The sequence below is a fragment of the Marivivens sp. JLT3646 genome, from assembly GCF_001908835.1.
Lineage (GTDB): Bacteria > Pseudomonadota > Alphaproteobacteria > Rhodobacterales > Rhodobacteraceae > Marivivens > Marivivens geojensis.
The window spans coordinates 500,400-521,796 of the sequence record NZ_CP018572.1 but is presented as its reverse complement, the minus strand read 5'-3'; the positions used below and the strand labels follow the sequence as shown (position 1 = coordinate 521,796).

26 protein-coding genes are annotated in these 21,397 nt (G+C 57.8%); 17 read left to right on the top strand and 9 right to left on the bottom strand.

Annotated elements, in window-relative coordinates; genetic code table 11:
• Positions 1-73 precede the first annotated feature (73 nt).
• The 13 genes from BSK21_RS02695 (at position 74) to BSK21_RS02635 (ending at position 11,342) form a co-directional block, all read left to right on the top strand.
• On the top strand, positions 74-1,408 hold the full coding sequence (locus tag BSK21_RS02695; RefSeq protein WP_067549992.1) for a glutamine synthetase family protein: 1,335 nt from the start codon (positions 74-76) through the stop codon (positions 1,406-1,408).
• A 60-nt stretch (positions 1,409-1,468) separates the two neighbouring features.
• Complete coding sequence (locus BSK21_RS02690; RefSeq protein ID WP_067549994.1) at positions 1,469-2,155, top strand: type 1 glutamine amidotransferase; 687 nt, start codon at positions 1,469-1,471, stop codon at positions 2,153-2,155.
• On the top strand, positions 2,152-3,510 hold the full coding sequence (locus BSK21_RS02685) for a glutamine synthetase family protein (RefSeq protein ID WP_074038950.1): 1,359 nt from the start codon (positions 2,152-2,154) through the stop codon (positions 3,508-3,510). The genes BSK21_RS02690 and BSK21_RS02685 overlap by 4 nt, the downstream gene beginning before the upstream one ends.
• A complete protein-coding gene (locus BSK21_RS02680; protein ID WP_067549996.1) occupies positions 3,510-3,737 on the top strand; it encodes a hypothetical protein in 228 nt (75 codons plus the stop codon). The genes BSK21_RS02685 and BSK21_RS02680 overlap by 1 nt, the downstream gene beginning before the upstream one ends.
• Positions 3,734-5,038, top strand: a complete 1,305-nt coding sequence (locus BSK21_RS02675; RefSeq protein WP_067549998.1) for an FAD-binding oxidoreductase — start codon at positions 3,734-3,736, stop codon at positions 5,036-5,038. Before BSK21_RS02680 ends, BSK21_RS02675 begins: the two co-directional genes overlap by 4 nt.
• Positions 5,039-5,119: 81 nt before the next feature.
• Positions 5,120-6,316 (top strand): DegT/DnrJ/EryC1/StrS aminotransferase family protein, encoded by a 1,197-nt coding sequence (locus BSK21_RS02670; RefSeq protein WP_067550000.1) that lies wholly within the window; start codon positions 5,120-5,122, stop codon positions 6,314-6,316.
• A 160-nt stretch (positions 6,317-6,476) separates the two neighbouring features.
• A complete protein-coding gene (locus BSK21_RS02665) occupies positions 6,477-6,800 on the top strand; it encodes a hypothetical protein (protein WP_067550002.1) in 324 nt (107 codons plus the stop codon).
• Positions 6,801-6,898: 98 nt separating this feature from the next.
• On the top strand, positions 6,899-7,888 hold the full coding sequence (gene meaB / locus BSK21_RS02660; protein WP_067550004.1) for a methylmalonyl Co-A mutase-associated GTPase MeaB: 990 nt from the start codon (positions 6,899-6,901) through the stop codon (positions 7,886-7,888).
• Positions 7,881-8,678, top strand: a complete 798-nt coding sequence (locus BSK21_RS02655; RefSeq protein ID WP_067550006.1) for a hypothetical protein — start codon at positions 7,881-7,883, stop codon at positions 8,676-8,678. The genes meaB and BSK21_RS02655 overlap by 8 nt, the downstream gene beginning before the upstream one ends.
• 126 nt (positions 8,679-8,804) lie before the next feature.
• The gene (gene rpmB / locus BSK21_RS02650) at positions 8,805-9,086 is read left to right on the top strand and encodes a 50S ribosomal protein L28 (RefSeq protein ID WP_067550008.1); all 282 of its coding nucleotides are present in this window, start codon (positions 8,805-8,807) and stop codon (positions 9,084-9,086) included.
• 117 nt (positions 9,087-9,203) lie between these two features.
• A complete protein-coding gene (locus tag BSK21_RS02645) occupies positions 9,204-9,551 on the top strand; it encodes a hypothetical protein (protein WP_067550010.1) in 348 nt (115 codons plus the stop codon).
• A 39-nt stretch (positions 9,552-9,590) separates the two neighbouring features.
• On the top strand, positions 9,591-10,100 hold the full coding sequence (locus tag BSK21_RS02640) for a copper chaperone PCu(A)C (protein WP_067550012.1): 510 nt from the start codon (positions 9,591-9,593) through the stop codon (positions 10,098-10,100).
• Between the two features lie 111 nt (positions 10,101-10,211).
• Positions 10,212-11,342 carry an MFS transporter gene (locus BSK21_RS02635; RefSeq protein ID WP_067550015.1) on the top strand — a complete coding sequence of 377 codons (1,131 nt, stop codon included), beginning with the start codon at positions 10,212-10,214 and terminating at the stop codon, positions 11,340-11,342.
• Positions 11,343-11,348: 6 nt separating this feature from the next.
• Here the strand turns inward: BSK21_RS02635 and gltX are convergent, their stop codons facing one another.
• The gene (gltX, locus tag BSK21_RS02630) at positions 11,349-12,671 is read right to left on the bottom strand and encodes a glutamate--tRNA ligase (RefSeq protein WP_067550017.1); all 1,323 of its coding nucleotides are present in this window, start codon (positions 12,669-12,671) and stop codon (positions 11,349-11,351) included.
• Positions 12,672-12,830: 159 nt separating this feature from the next.
• On the opposite strand from gltX, the gene BSK21_RS02625 reads away from it, so the two are divergent.
• The gene (locus tag BSK21_RS02625) at positions 12,831-13,748 is read left to right on the top strand and encodes an MBL fold metallo-hydrolase (RefSeq protein WP_067550019.1); all 918 of its coding nucleotides are present in this window, start codon (positions 12,831-12,833) and stop codon (positions 13,746-13,748) included.
• A 66-nt stretch (positions 13,749-13,814) separates the two neighbouring features.
• Positions 13,815-14,762, top strand: coding sequence for a 1-phosphofructokinase family hexose kinase (locus BSK21_RS02620; RefSeq protein ID WP_067550539.1), 948 nt, complete (start codon positions 13,815-13,817; stop codon positions 14,760-14,762).
• A gap of 13 nt (positions 14,763-14,775) precedes the next feature.
• On the opposite strand, the gene BSK21_RS02615 is transcribed toward BSK21_RS02620, so the two are convergent.
• Both BSK21_RS02615 and nth read right to left on the bottom strand, forming a co-directional pair.
• On the bottom strand, positions 14,776-15,768 hold the full coding sequence (locus BSK21_RS02615) for an adenosine kinase (protein ID WP_067550021.1): 993 nt from the start codon (positions 15,766-15,768) through the stop codon (positions 14,776-14,778).
• Entirely contained in the window at positions 15,765-16,409 is a 645-nt protein-coding gene (nth, locus tag BSK21_RS02610) for an endonuclease III (RefSeq protein WP_067550023.1), read from the bottom strand. The genes BSK21_RS02615 and nth overlap by 4 nt, the downstream gene beginning before the upstream one ends.
• A 179-nt stretch (positions 16,410-16,588) precedes the next feature.
• Here nth and BSK21_RS02605 point away from each other — a divergent pair, with 179 nt between their 5' ends.
• Positions 16,589-17,248, top strand: a complete 660-nt coding sequence (locus tag BSK21_RS02605) for an OmpA family protein (RefSeq protein WP_067550025.1) — start codon at positions 16,589-16,591, stop codon at positions 17,246-17,248.
• Positions 17,249-17,374: 126 nt separating this feature from the next.
• On the opposite strand, the gene BSK21_RS02600 is transcribed toward BSK21_RS02605, so the two are convergent.
• The 5 genes from BSK21_RS02600 to BSK21_RS02580 all read right to left on the bottom strand — a co-directional run bounded on the left by BSK21_RS02600 (position 17,375) and on the right by BSK21_RS02580 (position 19,991).
• Positions 17,375-17,914 carry a F0F1 ATP synthase subunit B gene (locus BSK21_RS02600; RefSeq protein ID WP_231924798.1) on the bottom strand — a complete coding sequence of 180 codons (540 nt, stop codon included), beginning with the start codon at positions 17,912-17,914 and terminating at the stop codon, positions 17,375-17,377.
• A gap of 37 nt (positions 17,915-17,951) precedes the next feature.
• Complete coding sequence (locus BSK21_RS02595; RefSeq protein ID WP_067550542.1) at positions 17,952-18,467, bottom strand: F0F1 ATP synthase subunit B'; 516 nt, start codon at positions 18,465-18,467, stop codon at positions 17,952-17,954.
• Positions 18,468-18,613: 146 nt separating this feature from the next.
• The gene (locus tag BSK21_RS02590) at positions 18,614-18,850 is read right to left on the bottom strand and encodes a F0F1 ATP synthase subunit C (protein ID WP_067550029.1); all 237 of its coding nucleotides are present in this window, start codon (positions 18,848-18,850) and stop codon (positions 18,614-18,616) included.
• Positions 18,851-18,904: 54 nt separating this feature from the next.
• Positions 18,905-19,660, bottom strand: coding sequence for a F0F1 ATP synthase subunit A (locus BSK21_RS02585; protein ID WP_067550544.1), 756 nt, complete (start codon positions 19,658-19,660; stop codon positions 18,905-18,907).
• 1 nt (position 19,661) lies between these two features.
• On the bottom strand, positions 19,662-19,991 hold the full coding sequence (locus tag BSK21_RS02580; RefSeq protein ID WP_067550031.1) for an AtpZ/AtpI family protein: 330 nt from the start codon (positions 19,989-19,991) through the stop codon (positions 19,662-19,664).
• Positions 19,992-20,221: 230 nt separating this feature from the next.
• Between BSK21_RS02580 and BSK21_RS02575 the strand changes: the two genes are divergently transcribed.
• Positions 20,222-20,569: a helix-turn-helix transcriptional regulator gene (locus tag BSK21_RS02575; RefSeq protein ID WP_067550033.1), complete on the top strand. Its 348-nt coding sequence runs from the start codon at positions 20,222-20,224 to the stop codon at positions 20,567-20,569.
• Here BSK21_RS02575 and BSK21_RS02570 read toward each other — a convergent pair.
• Entirely contained in the window at positions 20,538-21,383 is an 846-nt protein-coding gene (locus BSK21_RS02570; protein WP_067550546.1) for a DMT family transporter, read from the bottom strand. The two genes, BSK21_RS02575 and BSK21_RS02570, sit on opposite strands and share 32 nt — an antisense overlap.
• Between the last annotated feature and the right edge of the window lie 14 nt (positions 21,384-21,397).

Below are 21,397 nucleotides of genomic sequence, written 5' to 3'. Positions count from 1 at the left end.
GTGACGTGGCTGCGTATTCCGCGCGCCACCCCGTACCATTGCCTTGTCAACGGCCCTCTTAAACGGGTGAGACATGAGTAGTTGGCTGGACGAGAATCCGCATATCCGCAGCATTCGTGCGGGCGCTGCCGACCTTAACGGTCAGGCACGGGGCAAACGCATCCCTGTTAAATTTGCGCGTAAGATGGAAACCGAAGGCATGCGGTTCCCGCTGTCGGTTTTGAACCTCGATATCTGGGGCGAAGACGTAGAAGACAGCCCATTGGTTTTCGAAGTTGGCGACCCCGACGGAATGCTGTTCCCGACAGAGCGCGGCTATGTTCCGATGCCGTGGCTCCAGACCCCGTCAGCGCTCTTGCCGATGTGGATGTTCACCGAAGAGGGCGTCCCGTTTGACGGTGACCCGCGCCACGCACTGTCGCGTGTCGTGAAACGCTATGCCGAACTGGGCCTGAAACCTGTCGTCGCCTTCGAGATGGAATTCTACCTCATCGATGACAGCGGCAAAGAAATCCAGCAGCCGAAAAGTCCGCGTTCCGGAAAACGCCGCGCGGGTGGTGAAATCCTATCGCTCCGTGCGTTGGATGCCTTCGATAACTTCTTTAACGACCTCTACGACGCTTGCGATCTGATGGAGATCGAAACTGAGGCGGCGACCTCGGAAGTTGGCGTAGGGCAGTTCGAAATGAACCTCGTCCATGTGGCAGACGCACTTAAAGCTGCGGATGACGCCTATCTGTTCAAGATGCTGGTGCGTGGCCTCGCCCGTAAACACGGGATGGCGGCGTCCTTCATGGCAAAGCCCTATGAAGAATACGCGGGCAACGGTCTGCACGTCCATTTCTCGGTCGTGGATGAAGATGGGAACAACGTCTTTGCCGATGGCAGCTTTGAGGGCACAGATACGCTCAAGCACGCGATTGCGGGCTGTCTGCGTGGTATCCCTGATTTGGCGTTGGTCTTTGCCCCGCATGAAAACTCATATGCGCGTCTGGTGCCCGAAAGCCATGCGCCAACAGGCATTTGCTGGGCCTACGACAACCGCACCGCGTCCATCCGCGTACCAGGTGGTAACCCCGCTGCACGTCGGATCGAACACCGCGTGGCAGGGGGCGACGTGAACCCCTATCTGTTCCTCGCTGCCGTGCTGGGGTCGGCTCTGGTTGGGATTGAGGACAAACTCACCCCGCCGCCGCCCATCAGCGGGAACGCCTACGAACAGGAAATGGCCCAGATCCCCGATACGTGGGCTCAAGCCATTGATCGGTTCGAGACCTCATTCCTTGCGGAACGTGTCTTTCCACGGACACTGATTGACAACCTTGTGATGACGAAGCGCCAAGAACTCCATTATCTGGGCGAGTTGTCGGAACAGGAAATCCTAGACCTTTATCTGGATACCGTCTGACCCATTGCCGCCTGTGAAAACCGCAGGTAGCCTGAGTTAACGCTCCTTATTTGGTGACTTATGAAGATCGGCATTCTGATCGCTGGGCATTCGCCCGAAAACCTAAGGCCGGAACACGGCGAATATGACGTGTTCTTTCAAAACCTGCTGGCTGGTCAGGGGTTTACCTTTCAAACGTGGTTTGCCGTTGATGGCGAATTACCCGACGACGTGCATGCGGCGGATGGCTGGCTGATCTCTGGATCGCGCCACGGCGCATATGAGGACTTGCCGTTCATTCCCCCGCTCGAAGACTTCATTCGCGCGGTCTATGCGGCGGCTGTGCCTCTGGTCGGGATTTGCTTTGGTCACCAGATCATCGCCCAAGCCCTCGGCGGCAAGGTCGAAAAGTCCGATAAGGGCTGGATGGTTGGTCGTCAGGTCTACAACTTCGAAGGCGAGGCTGTGGCGCTTAACGCGTGGCATCAGGACCAAGTGGTCGAATTGCCCAAAGATGCCAAAGTCATCGCCTACAACGACACCTGCCCCTATGCCGCTCTCGGCTATGGGCACAAAGCGTTCACCGTGCAGGCGCACCCTGAGTTCTCGAACGGTTTCCTCGGCAAATTGGCCGAAAGCCGTGGACGGGGCGTGGTGCCTGATCCGCTGATCGATATTGCGATCGAAAACACGGAAAAGCCGACCGATAGCGCCATTCTGGCCCGTCGCATCGGTGCATTTTTTAAACAGAAAGAGCCACAGTCATGACCGACTGGACTGAAAAATTACCCGAGGCGGCTCAGGAATACCTGAAGGACCGCCGTTTAGACGAAGTTGAATGTATCATCGCCGATATGCCCGGCATTGCCCGCGGTAAGGCCGTTCCCGCGTCCAAATTCGCACGCCAAGAGTACTTTCATCTGCCCGACAGCATCTTTTACCAAACCATCACAGGTGAATGGGGTGACGCCGCAGGTGAGGACGGTTTTATCGAGCGTGATATGATCCTGAAACCAGACCTCGACACGGCGACCGCTGCGCCGTGGACGGGCGACTGGACGCTGCAGGTGATCCATGACGCTTACGACCGCAAGGGCAACCCGATCGAATACGCACCCCGCAACGTTCTGAAACGCGTGGTCGAACTGTATCGCAAGCAAGGGTGGGAACCCGTAGTTGCGCCCGAGATGGAATTCTACCTCGTTGCCCGCAACCTCGACCCTGCGAAAAACATCGAACCGATGATGGGCCGCTCTGGTCGCCCTGCTGCGGCACGTCAGGCCTATTCGATGACAGCCGTTGACGAATTCGGCCCTGTGATCGACGACATCTACGACTTTGCCGAAGCCCAAGGGTTCGAGATCGACGGCATCACCCAAGAGGGCGGCGCAGGTCAGCTCGAGATCAACCTCCAGCACGGCGACCCCGTGAAACTGGCCGATGAGGTGTTCTATTTCAAACGCCTGATCCGCGAAGCCGCCCTGCGTCACAACTGCTTTGCCACCTTCATGGCGAAACCGATTGCCGATGAACCCGGCAGCGCGATGCACATCCACCATTCGGTCAAAGAGATTGAAACGGGTCAGAACATCTTTTCTGGTCCGCAGGGTGGCGAAACGGACGCGTTTTATCACTTCATCGGTGGGATGCAGAAATACCTGCCGTCGGCGATTGCAGTGATGGCGCCCTATGTGAACAGCTACCGCCGCTATGTGCGCGACCACGCCGCACCGATCAACCTTGCGTGGGGCCGTGACAACCGCACAACGGGTATCCGTGTTCCGCTCTCTGGTCCGTCCTCGCGTCGGATTGAGAACCGACTGGCTGGGATGGACTGCAACCCATACCTTGGCATCGCTGCGTCCTTGGCCTGCGGCTATCTGGGCATGATGGAAGAACACCGCGCAGGTCCGTCGTTCAAAGGCGACGCCTATGAAGGGGACGAAGATCTGCCGCGTGTGATGGGTGATGCTCTCGACCTCTTCGAGGAGGCGACCACGCTGCACGACATTCTCGGCCCAGAATTCGCCCGCGTCTATTCCATCGTGAAACGCGCCGAATATGAAGAATTCCTTCAGGTGATCAGCCCGTGGGAACGTGAACATTTGCTGTTGAACGTCTGATGAAACCAACCCGCCGCCCGACAAAGATGGAAAAACCAACCGGACCACGGTCGGCGGGGATGTTTTCGCATGGGGGCAAAGCGCAGAAATCCGCAGGACGGCTGAGCATGAAAAATAGCCCCTCCCTCAATGGTATTTCGGCCTTTCGCGAAGATAAAGTCGAGGTCGCGCAGCCCGTAAAGAAAACCCAATTCACGGTCGCCATTGAGCCCAAGAGTGACGAATGAACCCGCTCTATTGCAACGACACGCGCGGTGAATTTCCACCCTCTTGGTATGCGGCAACCACTCCACTTCCTGCGCTGCGCCCGTCCCTGAAAGGGGATCAAAAGGCGGACGTTGTGGTTATCGGCGCGGGCTACACGGGCCTCCATGCGGCGTGGGAATTGCGCAAACGCGGGCTGTCGGTGATCGTCCTTGATGCGCACCGCGCAGGATGGGGAGCCTCTGGTCGCAATGGCGGGCAGGTCGGCAGCGATTACAACAAAAGCCAGATTTGGCTGGGTGCACGGATCGGCCAACCTCTGGCCCAAGACCTATGGAAGCTGGCGCACGAAGCCACCGACATGGTCAAGGATTTCTGCACCACCTACGCCCCCGAAGCAAATTTCCGCCATGGGATCGCGCACGGCAGCTTTGACGCCAAAGATGTTGAGATGGAGCGCCGCGTTTACGACCTGATGGACAAACATTATCCGGGCCATGAGACGACGGTCCTGAACGAAAAAGCGTTTCGCCGTTTGGTCAATTCCAAGCTCTACGCGGGCGGCACCATCAACCGTCGCGCGGGCCATGTTCATCCTCTCCGCTATGTGCTTGCCCTCGCCCGTGAGGCAGAGGCCGCAGGTGCCAAAATTTTTGAGATGACCGAGGCAAAGCGCATCCAGCACGGCGCAAAGCCCGTCGTTCATTGCGAAAACGGAACCGTTGCGGCGGATCATGTGATCCTTGCGGGCAATGGCTATATGCGTGGCCTTGATCGTGGGAACGATGCGCGCGTAATGACAGTGAATAGCTTTATCGGCGTGACCGAACCCTTGGGCGATTTGGCCGAAACGGTTCTGGGCGAAGACATTGCCGCCTGCGATTCATCGAATGTGGTGAATTATTTCCGCCTGATCGAAGACCGCCGCCTATTATTTGGTGGCCGCGCGAACTATACGCGCCAGTTTCCCGACGATATCGGCAGCAAGCTACACAAACGTATGGGCGAAATGTTCCCGCAAATACGGCATGTGCCTTTTACCCACATATGGGGTGGGTCGCTTGGTATTTCAATAAAGCGCCTGCCCGTCGTTCGACGTGTTGCTCCGAATGTCTTGTCGATATCTGGCTACTCTGGTCACGGCGTTGCTTTGGCAGGTCTTGCGGGAAAACTCATGGCCGAAGCGGTCGCGGGTCAAGCCGAACGTTTTGACACGTTCAGCACCCTCCCCCAAGGCACCTATCCGGCTGGCCATATGGCCCAAGGACCGCTTTTGACGCTCGCAATGGCATGGTTCCGACTGCGCGATAAGCTCGGCATTTAATCGCCTCTAAGGCAGACTTTCGTAGAATTGTAACAATTCATGTGTTAAGGATTTCCGAAATGAGTTTTCAGGAATCCCAAAATGACTACACTGCCGCCGAATGTATATGACGCCGAAGCGATCCCAGCCTCTGCATTGGCCGAAGTCGAACGCCTCCTGACCTCTGGCGATCTGTTTCGCTACACAAACGAGGGTTCCCCAGTTCATCTTCTGGAACAAGAATTCGCAGCATTCCTCGGCTCTAAATACGCGCTGGCGGTATCGTCCTGCTCTGCGGCGCTGTTCCTCTCGCTCAAGGCGCTTGGCCTACCCCGCGACGCAAAAGTCCTGATCCCAGCTTTCACCTTCGCTGCCGTGCCGTCTTCGATCGTGCACGCTGATTGCATCCCCGTTCTGTGCGAATGCGGGGACAACTACCGCATCGACATGGATGATTTCCGTGCCAAACTGCCTGATGTGGACGCGGTCATCATCAGCCACATGCGTGGCCACACCTCTGACATGGACGCAATTATGGAGGCCTGTGACGCCGCAGGTATTCCCGTTGTCGAAGACGCCGCCCACAGCCTCGGCACCAAATGGCACGGCAAAAACATCGGCACCATTGGTCAGATCGGCTGTTTCAGCTTCCAGAGCTACAAAATGCTCAACTCTGGCGAAGGCGGCATTCTCGTCACCGACGACGCCGACCTGATCGCCCGCGCGGTCATTATGTCGGGCGCGTATGAGCACAACTGGAACAAAAACATGGGCCTCAAGGAGGCGTTTGAACGCTGGCAGAACCAACTGCCGCTTTACAACGTGCGCCTCAACAACCTCTCTGCCGCCATTGTTCGCGCCCAGATCCCAGAGATCAACCGCCGCATCACCGACGGTCGTCGCAACCATGACCACGTGGCGGCGCAATTGAACGCCTCGCCTTGGATTTCGGTCCCCGACAAGCTCGCCGCCGAAGACCGCGCACCAGACTCGATCCAGTTTAACCTCGTTGGTATGGGCGACAACGCGGTCAAGGCCTTTGCCGCCGCAGCCGCAGAACGCGGCATCAAGGTGCAGGTCTTTGGCCGTAGCCAAGACAACGCGCGTGCATTTTGGAATTGGCAGTTTTTGGGTGACACGCCCGACCTACCACAAACCCGCGCGATGCTAATGAATGCCTGCGACGTGCGCCTCCCTGCCCGCCTCACGCTCGAAGAATGTGACGTCGTCGCTGGCGCTCTGGTTGACGCTGCACAAACGGTCATGGGCCAATCGCTCGACACGGTGGCCGCGGAATAACCGTGCCACCAGCCTTTGTGCGGCAAATACCCTCAAGGTAGAAAGAACGACGGCGGGACATTTTGCGTGCCCCGCTGCCTCTCTTTGACTGATGTCAATGAACCCTCTGAGAACACATGTTAAAGTTGTAATAGCTAGTTCGAGTAAGAGGAGTTCACCTATGAAACGGACACATATTCTTGCGGCTGCGATCCTCGCGGCCAGCGTTTCTGGCGCCGAAGCCCAGCAGATACAAGGTCCTCCGCGCCTCAGCGACGGGACCTACTCGATCGGGGTGACCACCGACGGGTCCGGCATTGCCAAGATTACCGCTTGCGGGCGGGACTACTGGCTACCCAACCAGAACGCCTACGACACCTATATGTCGATCCGTGGGAACCTACAGGGTGCGGGTTACATTTGGTATCGCACCACCGATCAGTACAAACTCTACTACGCCTGTGGCTGGGGCATGTTTGACCACCTGAACGACGTGTTCCAGTAAACCAAGAGGGGGCTCTGCCCCCTCTTTCCGTCCGTCGAAATCACCCCGCGTCCCACCGCCGCACTGGACAGGCTCGTGCCATCCGCTAAACAGTTTGCATGGCTAAACCATTCGATATTCCCGCGACCGCCGCAGCCCTGAAACAAGGCGACCGCCGTGCTCTTGCTCGCGCGATCACCCTCGTTGAGAGCGGCCGCGCTGATCACCGCGCGCTTGCGCTGGACCTTCTTGATGCGCTAGGCACGGATAGACAGGCGCTCCGCATCGGCCTCTCTGGCACCCCCGGCGTCGGGAAATCCACGTTCATCGAAGCTTTCGGCCTCGCGCTTACTAGCTCTGGCTTGCGTGTCGCCGTACTTGCCGTTGATCCGTCTTCCGCACGGTCTGGCGGGTCGATCCTCGGCGACAAAACGCGGATGGAGCAGCTGAGCCGCGATCCGAATGCCTTTATCCGCCCTTCGCCGTCGCAGGCACAAATGGGCGGCGTGGCGCGCCGTACGCGTGAGGCTATCGCCCTTTGTGAGGCGGCAGGGTTCGACGTGGTTCTGATTGAAACCGTCGGCGTCGGTCAGTCCGAAACGATGGTCGCTGAGATGTGCGATATCTTTACCCTGCTGCTTGCTCCTGCAGGTGGCGACGAACTACAGGGCGTCAAACGCGGCATCATGGAAATTGCCGATCTGATCCTTGTGAACAAGGCAGATGGCGACCTCAAACCGCAAGCGACCCGCACCTGTGCGGACTATGCGGGCGCCCTGCGCCTCCTGCGCAAACGCCCCCAAGACCCCGCCGATTTCCCCAAGGCTATGAAGGTGTCCGCTTACTCAGGCGATGGCATCGCGAAGGCATGGGAGGAAATGACCACACTCGCCAAATGGCGCCGTGACGAGGGGCATTGGGATGCGCGTCGTTCAGAGCAAGCGCGGTATTGGTTCCACGAAGAGGTGCGTTTGCAACTGCTTGAACGGCTCCAACGCGATCCAGCGCTCGCGGCACGATTGGCGCAGGCTGAGGACCAATTGCAACGTGGCGAAACGACCCCGACCCAAGCCGCCGCGCGGGTCTTGGACGGGTTCACAGGTGGCTGAGGCCGACAACGGCATCCGAATATTCGACGGCGCCCGTTTGCGCCTGACCCATTTTGCGCGGGGCCATGACAAACTGCTCGTGTCATTTGACAGCCGCGAGATTGGCCGCACAGGTTTTAAGCCGCCCAATATGATCAACGTCTATGATCGGCGTGGCTATGACCAGATTTCCGTGCGTACATCAGTCAATGATTGGTTCATCAACGGTGAAACTACTGCTGCTGAGCGCGTGCTAGAAGCCGTCGCGAAACCTTATCGCGATGTGGCCACGGTCGGGTTTTCGATGGGGGCCTATGGTGCCCTCCGCTTTGCCCGCGCGATTGGGGCCACCCGGGTGCTCTCTGTTTCCCCCCAATGGTCCATCCATCCTGACGATGTGCCGTTCGACAAACGCTATCGCACTGAGGCAAGCGACTATGACCAACGGCTCGGCGCACTAGAGCCCAGAGCTGTGCCGACGCTTAGAGGGATCATCGCCGTCGACCCGATGAACCGTCTGGACCTGTGGCACGCTGAGCGGCTTCAGATGATCTTTCCCGCCCTGCGCATCGCACGGCTCGCGTTCGGTGGGCACCCAGCGACCCAAGTCATCACGCGGGGCGGTCGGTATGGTGCCACTGTGCGGGCGCTCCTCTCTGATCCGCCCGATCCGACGGTGCTGACCAAGATGCATCGCGACTTGCGCCGCGACGTGCCATTCTACCTCGACCGACTGTCACAACGCGGCAAAGTCAGGTTTCCAGAGGCCGCCGCATGGGCAAAACGACGGTCCGCATCATTGCAGGCTTGACCGTTTCGCGGAATCGACCTATTGCCAGCGCTCATAACTGGTTCCACGAGGTGTGGGGCCCGTTGGGCTATTGCCCGTTCAACAAACTGGCCCTGGTGGCTGGAACCAATAAATAAGGATATACCCATGTCGCGTAAATGCGAACTCACTGGCAAAGGCCCGATGTCGGGCAACAACGTCAGCCACGCTAAAAACCGCACCCGCCGCCGGTTCTTGCCGAACCTTCAGGACGTTACACTGATCTCTGACGTACTGGGCCGTTCGTTCCGCCTGCGGATTTCGTCCGCTGCGTTGCGTACCGTTGACCACCGCGGTGGTTTTGATGCGTTCCTCCTCAAGGCGAAAGACGCCGAGCTGTCGAGCGAAGCACTCAAAATCAAAAAAGAAGTCGTTAAAGCATCCGCTTAATCTGACTCACTATCGAATTCGACAAAGCCCAGACATCACTGTCTGGGCTTTTTCGTTTCCAGCCCCTGCGACGCGCTGACCCTTTTCCCGCCTGATTGGCGGTGATAATGGTGAGCTATGGTTTGGCTCAGATCGCTCATTGCTGTCGCGCTTGCCCTGCTGGTGACCGTCACCTCGCAGGAAATGGCGATATTGCGTGGGCAGACCGGCGCCGTTGGCACGACTGTGTTGTGTATCGGTGAGGTCGCTGTCGAAGTCGCCGTAGATGCGGACGGGAAACCCGTCGGTCCGCGTCATATCTGTCCAGACTGTGCCCTGAATGTGATCGTCGCGCTGGCGACACCGGATCTGCCTCAACGGGTCGTCATTGGCCGTGCTCTAACCCTTCTTCCGGTCCATGACATCCATGCAGCCGAAGCGCAGCGCCTTTCTCACTCCGCCAGAGGACCACCTGTGATCGTTTGATCCCCAACATCGAACATCTACACATCACAGGACAAACCAATGTTTTTCAAATCCGTTAAACTGGCGGCAGTTGCCGCTACCCTTTTCGCAACCGCTGCTTCTGCTGAGAGCATCATCACCGTCAACGACGCCTATGCGCGGTCGTCTGGCATGTCGGCGATGGCTGGCGCTGCCTTTATGGTGATCACCAACACCGGCGATACCGATGACCAACTCATCGATGCTCGCTCGGACATTTCAGCCAAGGTCGAACTGCACACGCACATTATGGAAGACGGCGTTGCCAAGATGCGTCAGGTCGAAGGTGGCTTTCCGATCCCTGCTGGCGGCGAACATGTTTTGCAACGTGGCGCTGACCACGTGATGTTCATGGGCCTCAAGGGCGCGATGGAACAAGGCGATACCGTCACCGTCACCCTCGTCTTCCGTGAAGCGGGCGAAATCACCGTCGACATCCCTGTCGACCTCGAACGTCAGCCCCAAGGCGGTCAGATGAACCAAGGCCAAATGGACCACAGCAATATGGGCCACGGCAACATGAACAACTGATCGATACCGACAGTTAAACCAAAGAACGGCTCACCCTCGTGGTGAGCCGTTTTTCATTGTGCAGGGCATTCGGCGCGGCTAGATTTTCCGAAATCGTTTTAGGAGACGAAAGTGATCCGACTGTCAGGCCCTTGGCGCGCTGTTGCCTCAGTGTTTTTCTTTAACGGGGCCCTGTTCGGGCTTTGGGCCTCGCGCATCCCTGCTTTTGCGGAGCGTTTTGCGCTTTCCCCGGCCAACCTGGGCTTGCTGCTGTTGTGTTTGGCGGCGGGTGCCATTGTCGGCTTTCCGCTTGCTGGGCGCACCGCTGACCTGCGCGGCGCACGCAATGCAACGATGCTCTATGGCGCGCTCTACATCGTCGCGTTCCTCTGTCTACCGCTTGCGCCAAACGTCTGGGTTCTCGCCCCTATCCTCGCCCTGTTCGGCATGGCCCACGGAGGGCAAGACGTTGCGATGAACGCTTGGGCGGCTGAGGTTGAGCGACACATGGCGCGTCCCGTCATGTCGAGCTTCCACGCCGCATTTTCGTTGGGCGCGGGGATCGGTGCAGGGTCTGGGTTTATCGCGATCAACTGGGGGGCAAGCGTTGTGCTGCACTTCTGGCTCGGCGGCCTAGGGGTCACCGCGTTCGTCGCACTCTTTGCCTTTATCCCGTGGAACAGCGTCACTGGCATCGCAGAACACGGCCCACTCTTTGCGTTCCCCAAAGGCCCGCTGTTGATGGTAGGGATCGTCGGCTTGTCGTCGGCCATCGGCGAGGGTGCGATGGTCGATTGGTCAGCGCTTATCCTGACTGCTGCGAAAGGCGTCGATCAGGCACAGGCGGCGCTGGGTTACACGGTGTTTTCGACCCTGATGGTGGCAACGCGCCTCGCTGGACCGATTCTGGTTGCTCAACTGGGACCCGCGCACACCACCCGAGTTTCGGCAGCAAGCGCGATGATCGGCGGGCTATTGGTCCTCGTGGCACCGTCCCTCGCCATCGCGTTGATCGGCTTTGCCGCTTTTGGCATCGGTTACGCGATGATCATCCCATTGGCGTTTTCGCGAGCGGCCAATGACCCCGACGTGCCCGCAGGCCGTGCCATCGCGAGCGTCGCAACACTGACCTACGGCGGCATCCTCATTGGGCCGCCGTTGATCGGTTTCGTGGCCGAAGCCACATCACTGAACGGATCGTTGTGGCTGTTGATCGCCTTAGCCGGCGTCACGCTCTCTATGGCCGGAGCGTTACGCCGCTAACCCCAATCAGAAGCGTGGTTTTACCTGCATCAGCTGCATGACGTTGCTCATGTCTGGACCGCTTGCGCGACCAGTGACCGCCTTGCGGAGCGGCATGAACAGACCCTTACCCTTGCGACCAGTGGCCTCTTTCACGGCGTTGGTCCATTCACCCCATGTGTCGGCGTTGTAGGCAGGCTCGCCCAAGAGGCTGAACGCCGTCTCGATCATCTCGCGGTCTTCATCATCGACCAAGGCAGGTGCGCCATCGCGGAACAGTGTCCACCATTCGGCCATATCGCTCATGAAGGTGATGTTCTCGCGAACAACGGTCCAGAACGTTTCGGCCAGATGTGCAGGAACACCCAATGCCAGAACCTCATCCTTGACCGCGTCGAACGGTTTCGCGGCGTTGATACGGGCGGTCAGCGGTTCGAGGTCGAGGACATCGAATTTGGTCGGCGCGACGCCGAATTTGCCCAGTTCAAAGCCGTCAATGATCTCTTGAACCGTGTCACGCAGTTCGACGGGATCAGCAGAGCCCAGACGCGCCATCAGGCTCATCACGGACATCGGCTCGATGCCTTTGGCCTTAAGGTCTTTGAGCGACAGAGTGCCCAGACGTTTCGACAGCGCCTCGCCTTGCGGACCAGTAAGCAGCGAATGGTGCGCGAATTGCGGAACAGTGCCACCAAGCGCGCGGATCATCTGGATTTGCGTCGCGGTGTTGGTCACGTGGTCAGAGCCACGCACAACGTTGGTGATGCCCATATCCACGTCATCCACAACAGAGGCGAGGGTATAGAGGAACTGACCGCTTTCTTTGATCAGAACGGGGTCAGATACAGAAGCCGCATCAATCGAGATATCGCCGAGGATACCGTCGGTCCATTCGATGCGCTCCCAGTCGAGCTTAAAGCGCCAGTGCGACCCGCCACGCTCTTCGCGCAGGCGGTCTTTGTCGGCTTCCGACAGGTCCAGAGCCGAACGGTCATAGACCGGTGGCTTGCCCATGTTCAGCTGCTTTTTACGCTTCAGGTCCAGTTCGGTCGGCGTTTCAAAGCACTCGTAGAGGCGGCCCATCTCGATGAGCTGCGCCTTAGCGGCTTCGTAGCGTTCCAGACGCTTGGACTGATATTCGATACGGTCGTAGGTGATGCCCAGCCAAGCCAGCGCATCCAAGATACCGTCCACATATTCCGGCTTCGACCGTTCCTGATCGGTGTCGTCGATCCGCAGGATAAACGTGCCGCCTTGCTGTCGGGCAATACAGAAGTTCATCAGCGCGGCGCGCAGGTTACCAATGTGCATCCAGCCAGTGGGCGAAGGGGCGAAACGGGTTGTGGTCATGTGTATCTCCTGTTCCCCTCGCCTGTTTCATATTGGCCCGCTTTTGTCCATATCGGCTGTGGTTTCGGCCCCTTGAAGACACCATTTCACATCGCTGTGATTGGCAAGATGGAACCATGCGCTACATCTCACCCATTCATCCATCGGGGGAGTTTTAGAATGACACTTACACGCCGTCAGGCTTTATTAGCTGGTGCATCACTGCCCATGGCCGCCGTGCCTTTGGCGACTCGTGCAGAGGGACATGCTATGACCATGGAATCCAAACTGCCAACGCACCGCGACTTTACCTTGGGCGATTTCAAGGTAACGACCCTGCTTGCAGGATCTCGTAACGTGGAAAATCCGCATCAGATATTTGGAACCAATGTGTCAGATGACGACTTTAACGCGGCAGCAGAGGCAGCGTTTATTCCGTCGGATGTTGCGCGGTTCTTTTTCACACCGACAATCATTAACACGGGGTCAGATGTTATTCTGTTCGACACAGGGACCGATGCAGGCGGTTTAACGTGGGCGCTGAATTCCGCGGGATACCAGACCTCTGACGTCACTCATGTCGTTCTAACCCATATGCATGGCGACCATATCGGCGGCCTGACAGGCGACGCAGGCGAAACCTTCACGAATGCGACCTATATCACAGGGCAAATGGAATACGACCACTGGGATATGTCGGGTAACGAAGGGTTCGAAGCAAAGGTCCGCCCCCTCGCTGATCGTATGCAATTCTTGAATGGCGGCGACAGTGTTCGGTCTGGCATCACCGCGGTCGAAGCCTTTGGGCATACCCCCGGACATATGGCATACATGATCGAGTCTGGCGGAAAAGAACTATTGCTGATGGCCGATGTTGCGAACCACTATGTATGGTCGCTGCAAAACCCTGAGTGGGAGGTGCGTTTTGACGCGGATAAGGCCGCTGCAGCCCAGACCCGCAAGACCATCTTTGACATGGCTTCTACCGATCGTATTCCGCTGATCGGTTACCACATGCCTTTCCCCGGGCTTGGCTTTGTGGAGAAGCGTGGCGAAGGTGGATATCACTTCGTACCGCACAGCTATCAATTGATGTAAGACAGTGGCGTCGGGGCCGTCAGCGCTCTAAGTTAGGGCTAACGAAACGCTTTGATGGCGGCCCCGATGCCTGAAATTTTAACTGTCACGCTCAACCCAGCGCTCGATATCGCGACATCCGCGCCGCAGGTCACGGCGGGGCATAAGCTGCGCTGCTCTGACCCGCAGATCGATCCGGGTGGTGGTGGCATCAACGTGGCCCGCGCGATTATTCAACTTGGCGGGCGCGCATCGGCGTTTGTAGCCTTGGGCGGCGATACGGGTGCGCATCTGCGTCGACTACTGGACGCGGCGGGCATCCCCGTCATTGCCCACGCCGCACCCGGCGACACGCGGCAGAGCCTCGCCGTCACCGATCTGTCCATCAACAATCAGTTCCGCTTTATGCTGCCCGGTCCAAACTGGAGCGACACCGACGTCGCATCTGCCAGCGCGGCCATCTGTGCGAATGCGCCCGAAGGCGGGTATGTGGTTTTGTCGGGGTCTGGACCATCAGGTACAACGGCGTCGCTCTATTCGCAGCTATGCGCAGACCTCGTAGGGCGTGGCGTGCAGGTTGTCGTCGACACCTCAGGCGCGGCTCTGTCGCATTTGGCCGAAGGTCACGCCATCCGCCCTTACGTGCTGCGCATCGATCAAGCCGAAGCCCAAGAAATCAGCGCCTTGCCCCTCACCACCCGCACGGACACGGCTGATTTTGCCACTGGTCTGGTTGCCAAAGGCGCCGCCGACATCGTGATTATCGCGCGCGGATCAGACGGAAACATCCTCTCGGACGGGACAAACCGTTGGTTCTGCCCTGCCGTGAACGTCACTGTTAAATCGAAGGTCGGCGCGGGTGACAGCTTTGTCGGCGGTTTCACGTGGGCGCTTGCGCAGGGCCATGATTTACCAACAGCCCTCGCCCACGGCTCTGCCGCTGCTTCTGCCGCCTGCATGACCGACGGAACAGAGCTATGCCGCAAAGACGACTTTGCCGAGTGTTTGGCTAGAACGGCGACCTCTCCGCTCTAGCGCCACGTCGACATCAGATAAGGCCGTGTTGCGCGAACAATGCCTTCAAGTCGCTTTCAGCGCGCGCGCCGATGTGGCTGATCACTTCGCTTGCCGCAACACAGCCCATACGGCCACAGGTCTCTAGGTCATGGCCGTTGGTCAGGCCCCAGAGGAATGCACCCGCAAAGAGATCGCCCGCACCCGTTGCATCAACGATCTGTGTCGGAACCGCGGGCGCGTGCCAACGCTGACCGCCTGACATGATATGCGCACCATTATCGCTGTCCGTGCAGGCGACGATGGACACTTCTTTCGCCGCCATGGCCAAGGCCGCGTCGAAATCCTCGGTTTGATACATCGACAGCATTTCAGCGCGGTTGCAGAACAGCAGGTCCACGTCTTCGCGGATCATCATGCGGAACGCATCGCGATGGCGCTCGACACAGAACGGGTCAGAGAGGGTGATCGACACCTTACCACCGTGGCCCTTGCACGCATTGATCGCCTTGGCGAACGCGGCGTGGCTCTCGGGCCCATCAAAGCGGTAGCCCTCAAGGTAAATCCACTCTGCGTCGGCCATCATATCCACGTCGATGTCCGAGGGTTCAAGGAACTCTGTCACGCCCAGATAGGTGTTCATCGACCGCTCACCATCAGGTGTCACGACGACGATGCAACGACCCGTTTCCTGGGCTGCGTCCTTGGGGGCGAGCTTGGTTTCATAAACAGCACCCTGCGCCCGCAAGTCGTGAGCGAAAATCGCGCCAAGCTGGTCATCCTTGACCTTACCCACATAGGCCGTCCGTCCACCAAGATGTGCAATCCCCGCAATCGTGTTCGCCGCAGAGCCACCTGAGATTTCCTTGGCCGCACCGATACGGCTATAAAGATCAACCGCACGATCCATGTCGATCAACTGCATGATGCCTTTTTCGATGCCCGCCTCGGTCAGAAACGCTTCGGTCTCTTGGGTCAGCACGTCGACCATTGCGTTGCCGATACCGACGACTTGAAACTTCTTCATAGGTTCTTTTCCTCAAACAGACAGAGATCGCGGATCACACAGGTCGCGCATTTCGGGTTTCGGGCAAGGCATGTATACCGCCCGTGCAAAATCATCCAGTGATGAGCGTGAAGCTGGAAATCGGCAGGGATATGATCCTCAATCGCCCGCTCAACGGCAACGACATCCTTACCCACAGCCACGCCAGAGCGGTTTCCAAACCGAAAGATATGCGTATCAACAGCCTGCGCTGGATACTGCCACCACATATTCAACACCACATTCGCCGTCTTGCGCCCGACCCCGGGGAGGCTTTCGAGCGCCGCACGGGAATTCGGCACCTCGCCGCCATACTCATCGACGAGAATACGGCTGAGTTTGATGACGTTCTTAGCCTTATTGCGGAATAGACCGATGGTTTTGATGTGCTCAATCAGCCCGTCTTCGCCAAGGTCCAACATCTTTTGCGGCGTATCGGCAATCTTGAACAATTCGGCGGTGGCGCGGTTCACGCCCTTATCGGTCGCCTGCGCAGAGAGCGCGACAGCCACGACCAGCGTATAGGCGTTGACGTGATCCAACTCCCCTTTCGGCTCGGCCTCGGCCTGCTGAAAGCGGGTGAAAATCTCACGGATGGTATGATAATCAAGCTGCTTAACCATAGAGTGGGTATGCCCGCCGCAATCCGATCAGGCAAGGACAGGATTGCCGCATAAACCAAAATCCAATGGGCGAATTTTTGCCCGTTATTGTTGCGTTATTGGATATCAATCGCGTTTGAGGCATATCAAAGGGCAATAGGCGCAATCTTCTGCGTCGCTCAATAAGACTGGATAGACTTATGATTCTTGCTCGTTCTTCGCTCGCTGTTGCGGCTATCGCACTTTTCGGCACGGCTGCATGTGAAATGACCGACCCATCGAACCCGAACCGCAACACCCAGACGGGTGCGGTTGTTGGCGCAGGTATTGGTGCACTCCTCGGTGCGTCGACAGGTGGCAATGACACCGCAGAACGTCGCCGCAATGCGATCATCGGCGCGGCAATCGGTGGTGGCCTTGGCGCCGTTGGGGGACGCCAACTCGACCTTCAGGAAGCTGAACTGCGTCAGCAGCTGGGCAACCAATCCAGCATCGTGAATACAGGCAACCAGCTGATCGTCACCATGCCGCAGGACATCCTCTTTGCGACCGACAGCGCGACCCTGACAGGAGGCCTGCAAAACGACCTCTACACGGTTGCGCGTTCGATCAATGCATATCCGAACACCATCGTTCAGGTTATCGGCCATACCGACAACACTGGTTCCGCTGCCTATAACCAAGACCTGTCGCTGCGCCGTGCGCAGGCTGTGACCTCCGTCCTAATCAATGCAGGCGTTCCGGCGATGCGTATCCAATCCGCAGGCCGTGGTGAGAACCAGCCTGTTGCGGACAACCTGACACCACAAGGTCGTGCGCAGAACCGCCGTGTTGAGATCATCATCATCCCGACGAACTGATCCCAAATCCGAACCGATCGAGGCCGCCCCGAACGGGCGGCCTTTTTCGTTCCAATGGCTTTACCGCAAAAACAAAACCCCGCCTGCAGCGCAGACGGGGTTCTATTCAGGTGATGACGGCGGGCGTTAGTGGAGCTTTGCTTCCACAGTCGCGATCGCGTCGTCGATCAGTTTGTTCGCCGAAGCTGCGGTCATCTGCTTAGCGACCACTTCTTTGGCTGCAGAAACAGCGACCATAACTGCGCGATCCTTGACCTCTTTGACTGCAGACGCTTCAGCGCTTGCGATCTGGTCTTGGGCGGCAGCAAGACGACGTGCAACGGATGCTGCAATGTCTGCTTTGGCCTGAACTGCAGCGGCTTCAGCTTCTTCTTTAGCTGTTGCCACGATGCGGTCTGCCTGTTCCTGCACTTCTTTCTGCTTGCGCTCGAACGAGGCCAACAGGGTCTGTGCTTCTTCGCGGATCGATTTGGCTTCTTCCAGATCAGACCGGATAGATGCCGCGCGACCGTCGAGCATTTCGCCAACCTTGGACGGAACCTTCAACTTGAGAAGGACACCGACGAAGACGAGGAACGCCAACAGAACGATGAAGTCAGTGTTGTGCAGCGACCAGAATTCAGCCGCGAACGGGTTTTTGGACGATGCCAGCGCAGGCTGAGCCATCAGGATGAATGCGGGGATCAGAAGCTTCTTCATAATCTCAGCCCTTCATCTGCGCGGCGACAGCAGCAGCGATAGCTTTGTCGTCAGCTTGGCCACCCAGCGCAGCGACCAGAGCAGCGGCAGTTTCCGTTGCTACATCGGTCACGCTGGACAGCGCGTTATCACGAATTGCCGCGATGGCTTTTTCGCCCTCGGCAGTTTTGGCTGCGATCTCGTCGTCTGCCTTGGCCAGTTCGGCGTTCAGCTGCGATTGGATCTCTGCCTTGGTTTCATCAACGATACGAGCTGCCTCGGAACGAGCGTCAGCAAGTGCTTTGTTGTACGCTTCTTCAGCTGCAACAGCTTTCGCTTTCAGCTCTTCAGCCGCAGCGAGATCGTTGGTGATGGTTCCCGACCGTTCTGCCAGAACCGCAGCGATGCGCGGCAGGGCAATTTTGGACAGGATTAGATAGATCACGACGAGCGTGACCAGAAGCCAGAAAATCTGGTTGGAAAAGGTCGTAGGGTCGAGCTGGGGCATTGCTGCACCGCCAGCTTCGGCACCATGAGCCATGTCTACTGCGTGTTCCGCAGCATCCGCGACATGCTCGACCGTGTTGTGTTCGTCTGCCATCTCGTCTCTCTCCGTCGGACCCTTGGGTGTCATCGGGGGCGCAGGGTTAGTCCCGCGCCGCCCGACCGTAAGGATGCGTCAGGTGATTAGACTGCGAACATCAGCAGCAGAGCAACGAGGAACGAGAAGATCCCCAGTGCTTCTGCGAATGCCAGACCGATGAAGAGGGTAGCGGTCTGCGAAGCAGCAGCCGACGGGTTACGCAGAGCGCCCGACAGGTAGTTGGCAGCAACGTTGCCTACACCGATAGCAGCAAGGCCGGAACCGATTGCGCCGAGGCCTGCGCCGATGAACTGACCGAGTTGTGCGATATTGCCTTCCATGATTGTATCTCCTTACGATGGAATTGGCTGGATAGGAATTCAGTCCTGCGTCTCTTAGTGCGCTGGGTGCAGCGCATCCTTGAGGTAGATGCAGGTCAGAATGGTGAACACGTATGCCTGAATACCGGCTACGAGAACTTCGAGACCGTAGACTGCTGCGATTGCCACAACAGATACCGGAGCCACAGCAGCGATCGCGGCAAAGCCTGCGAATACTTTGATCATCGCGTGGCCTGCAGTGATGTTACCTGCAAGACGGATGGAGTGGCTAACGGGACGGACGAAATAAGAGATAACCTCGATGATCGCGATGATAGGGCGCAGCGCGAGCGGTGCGTCTTTCAGCCAGAACATGCCGAGGAAGCCGATGCCGTTCTTCACGAAACCGATGAGGGTTACGATGATGAACACGCCAAAGCCAAGAACAGCAGTTACTGCGATGTGCGAGGTGGGCGAGAACGACAGCGGCAGAAGGCCGAGGAAGTTCGCGAAGAAGATAAAGCAGAAGAGCGAGAAGATGTACGGGAAGTACTTCACACCGTCGTGGCCGGTGATGTCTTCAACCATCTTGTAGACAAAGCCGTAGAACAGCTCTGCGATCGACTGACCGCGCGACGGCACGATTGCGCGACCGCGGCTACCGATGACGAACATCGCAACAATCGCCAGAACAGCGAGGGCCATCCACAACGTTGCGTTGGTGATGGTGTACCAATGTACGGGGCCATCCCCGAACAGCGGAGTTACCTTGAACTGGTCCAGCGGGTGGAAAACAAGGCCTGTGCCTTCGCCATGCGCTTCAGTCGCCACGTCAGTTATCCCCATCTTTGCTGGACGACGTGTCCAGCAGTTTCCTCTGTAGTTCCTGAGCCGAGCCGATCACGGTTTTAACACCGGCCGCAAAGCCCAGAAAAATGAATATCACCAGAAACACAGGCATGGTGCCAAAGGCATAATCCAACCCGTATCCGACGACGAAGCCAATCAAGAGACCAGCTACAAGTTCGGTGACCATCCGCCACGCGTGCTGCGCTTGAGAGTAGTCTTTCTTCATATGGTTCACTTCGGGCGCTTTGGCTTTCACCTCTTTGATCCGGATGTCTAGCGCCTTTAGGCGGTCAAGATCGTTCGGATCAGTCACTCGAAAATCCCCTCTGAAGGTTGGGGACTAGCTATGGCCTTAGGATCAATGAGTCAATAAGCCGTGATGTGACAAAACGTTCAGCGTAATGCACTGTTAATTATAGATAAAATTACCAAGCCCACCCACTGTGCGATTCCGCCCACGGCCCATTTAGCCCCGAAACTGTCCATTCTTTATATTCAACCAATCGGTTGACCTTTGGTATGAAGGCAGCTTAATCGGCGGATATGGCAGCTACACTTGATACCGTCTTTATGGCCTTGGCCGACCCCACCCGCCGCGCGATCCTGTCGATGCTGCTGGAGGATGATATGGCGGTCACGGATGTGGCCGAACCGTTTGCCATGTCGCTTGCTGCGATTTCAAAACATCTAACCGTTCTGGCAGACGCTGGCCTGATCTCTCAGGAGAAACGCGGACGGGTAAAATGGTGTAAGCTAGAACCCGACGCCCTGCGTGAAGCGAGCGTTTGGATGCAGGGCTTTGGTCAGATGGACGGCCTCGATCTGGATGCGTTCGAACAGTTCCTCGCCTCTGAGGGCGTTATTCTCGCAGAAGAAGAAGCAGAGCAATAAGCGTCATTGCCACGCCGACCAGCACGATCCCTGGCGGGACGTAGGCGTGACGGATGTATTCCCAAGCAATCACCCACGTCGGCACAAGGTAGGTGTAGGCCATGACCTTGGACGATGGCAGGCGCTGGGTCGCGAAGAGCAGCAGTAGCGACGACATCGAGGTCGCAAAGACCGCGATATAGAGGATTGTGATCCAAACGAGGTTCGGGAGGTTTGTCCAATCCGTCACCAACAGATCACGCCAGCCATATCCGGTAATCCAGATCGCCGCCGCGACCAATGTGCCGAATGTGTAAGGAATAACATGTGTGCCGCGATTGAGCCGCCGTGCGAGCGGCGTATAGAGCGCGTGCGCCGCGCAGCCCCAGAAATAGAGAGCCTCGCCGCTGCCGACTTCGAATGCGAGGAAGGCACTCAGGTCGCCGCGAAAAATCACCCAAACCGCCCCCGCACCGCCAATTGCGAGGGCCAGCGCGATACGAGAGGACATGACTTGTCTCAGCAGAAAGTAGCCAAAGCCACCCGCCATGACGGGTGTCAGCGTAAACACCACCGACAGGTTCACAGGCGACGTGGATTTGAGCGCCATGAACATTAGGACAAAGTAGCAGGCGTACATCCCACCCAGTATCGCGTACCGCCAAGGCGCCTTGAACGTCTGACGCCCGCCCTTTCCCGTCAACTTCATCACGATACCTAGGATCGCAACAGCAACCCAAAATCGAACCGTATTGAGCGCAACGGGCGAAATGTCATTGGCGACAGAAGCACCTAGCGAAAAGCTCCCCGCCACTGAGGCAGAGAACACCAACATCGCCAAATGTCCCG

Excerpts from the sequence above, each read along its gene's own strand:
- BSK21_RS02695 (WP_067549992.1), top strand. The coding sequence starts at position 74 with ATGAGTAGTTGGCTGGACGAGAATCCGCATATCCGCAGCATTCGTGCG.
- BSK21_RS02690 (WP_067549994.1), top strand. The coding sequence starts at position 1,469 with ATGAAGATCGGCATTCTGATCGCTGGGCATTCGCCCGAAAACCTAAGG.
- BSK21_RS02685 (WP_074038950.1), top strand. The coding sequence starts at position 2,152 with ATGACCGACTGGACTGAAAAATTACCCGAGGCGGCTCAGGAATACCTG.
- BSK21_RS02680 (WP_067549996.1), top strand. The coding sequence starts at position 3,510 with ATGAAACCAACCCGCCGCCCGACAAAGATGGAAAAACCAACCGGACCA.
- BSK21_RS02675 (WP_067549998.1), top strand. The coding sequence starts at position 3,734 with ATGAACCCGCTCTATTGCAACGACACGCGCGGTGAATTTCCACCCTCT.
- BSK21_RS02670 (WP_067550000.1), top strand. The coding sequence starts at position 5,120 with ATGACTACACTGCCGCCGAATGTATATGACGCCGAAGCGATCCCAGCC.
- BSK21_RS02665 (WP_067550002.1), top strand. The coding sequence starts at position 6,477 with ATGAAACGGACACATATTCTTGCGGCTGCGATCCTCGCGGCCAGCGTT.
- meaB (WP_067550004.1), top strand. The coding sequence starts at position 6,899 with ATGGCTAAACCATTCGATATTCCCGCGACCGCCGCAGCCCTGAAACAA.
- rpmB (WP_067550008.1), top strand. The coding sequence starts at position 8,805 with ATGTCGCGTAAATGCGAACTCACTGGCAAAGGCCCGATGTCGGGCAAC.
- BSK21_RS02645 (WP_067550010.1), top strand. The coding sequence starts at position 9,204 with ATGGTTTGGCTCAGATCGCTCATTGCTGTCGCGCTTGCCCTGCTGGTG.
- BSK21_RS02640 (WP_067550012.1), top strand. The coding sequence starts at position 9,591 with ATGTTTTTCAAATCCGTTAAACTGGCGGCAGTTGCCGCTACCCTTTTC.
- gltX (WP_067550017.1), bottom strand. The coding sequence starts at position 12,671 with ATGACCACAACCCGTTTCGCCCCTTCGCCCACTGGCTGGATGCACATT.
- BSK21_RS02625 (WP_067550019.1), top strand. The coding sequence starts at position 12,831 with ATGACACTTACACGCCGTCAGGCTTTATTAGCTGGTGCATCACTGCCC.
- BSK21_RS02620 (WP_067550539.1), top strand. The coding sequence starts at position 13,815 with ATGCCTGAAATTTTAACTGTCACGCTCAACCCAGCGCTCGATATCGCG.
- BSK21_RS02615 (WP_067550021.1), bottom strand. The coding sequence starts at position 15,768 with ATGAAGAAGTTTCAAGTCGTCGGTATCGGCAACGCAATGGTCGACGTG.
- nth (WP_067550023.1), bottom strand. The coding sequence starts at position 16,409 with ATGGTTAAGCAGCTTGATTATCATACCATCCGTGAGATTTTCACCCGC.
- BSK21_RS02605 (WP_067550025.1), top strand. The coding sequence starts at position 16,589 with ATGATTCTTGCTCGTTCTTCGCTCGCTGTTGCGGCTATCGCACTTTTC.
- BSK21_RS02600 (WP_231924798.1), bottom strand. The coding sequence starts at position 17,914 with ATGGCTCAGCCTGCGCTGGCATCGTCCAAAAACCCGTTCGCGGCTGAA.
- BSK21_RS02595 (WP_067550542.1), bottom strand. The coding sequence starts at position 18,467 with ATGGCTCATGGTGCCGAAGCTGGCGGTGCAGCAATGCCCCAGCTCGAC.
- BSK21_RS02590 (WP_067550029.1), bottom strand. The coding sequence starts at position 18,850 with ATGGAAGGCAATATCGCACAACTCGGTCAGTTCATCGGCGCAGGCCTC.
- BSK21_RS02575 (WP_067550033.1), top strand. The coding sequence starts at position 20,222 with ATGGCAGCTACACTTGATACCGTCTTTATGGCCTTGGCCGACCCCACC.
- BSK21_RS02570 (WP_067550546.1), bottom strand. The coding sequence starts at position 21,383 with ATGTTGGTGTTCTCTGCCTCAGTGGCGGGGAGCTTTTCGCTAGGTGCT.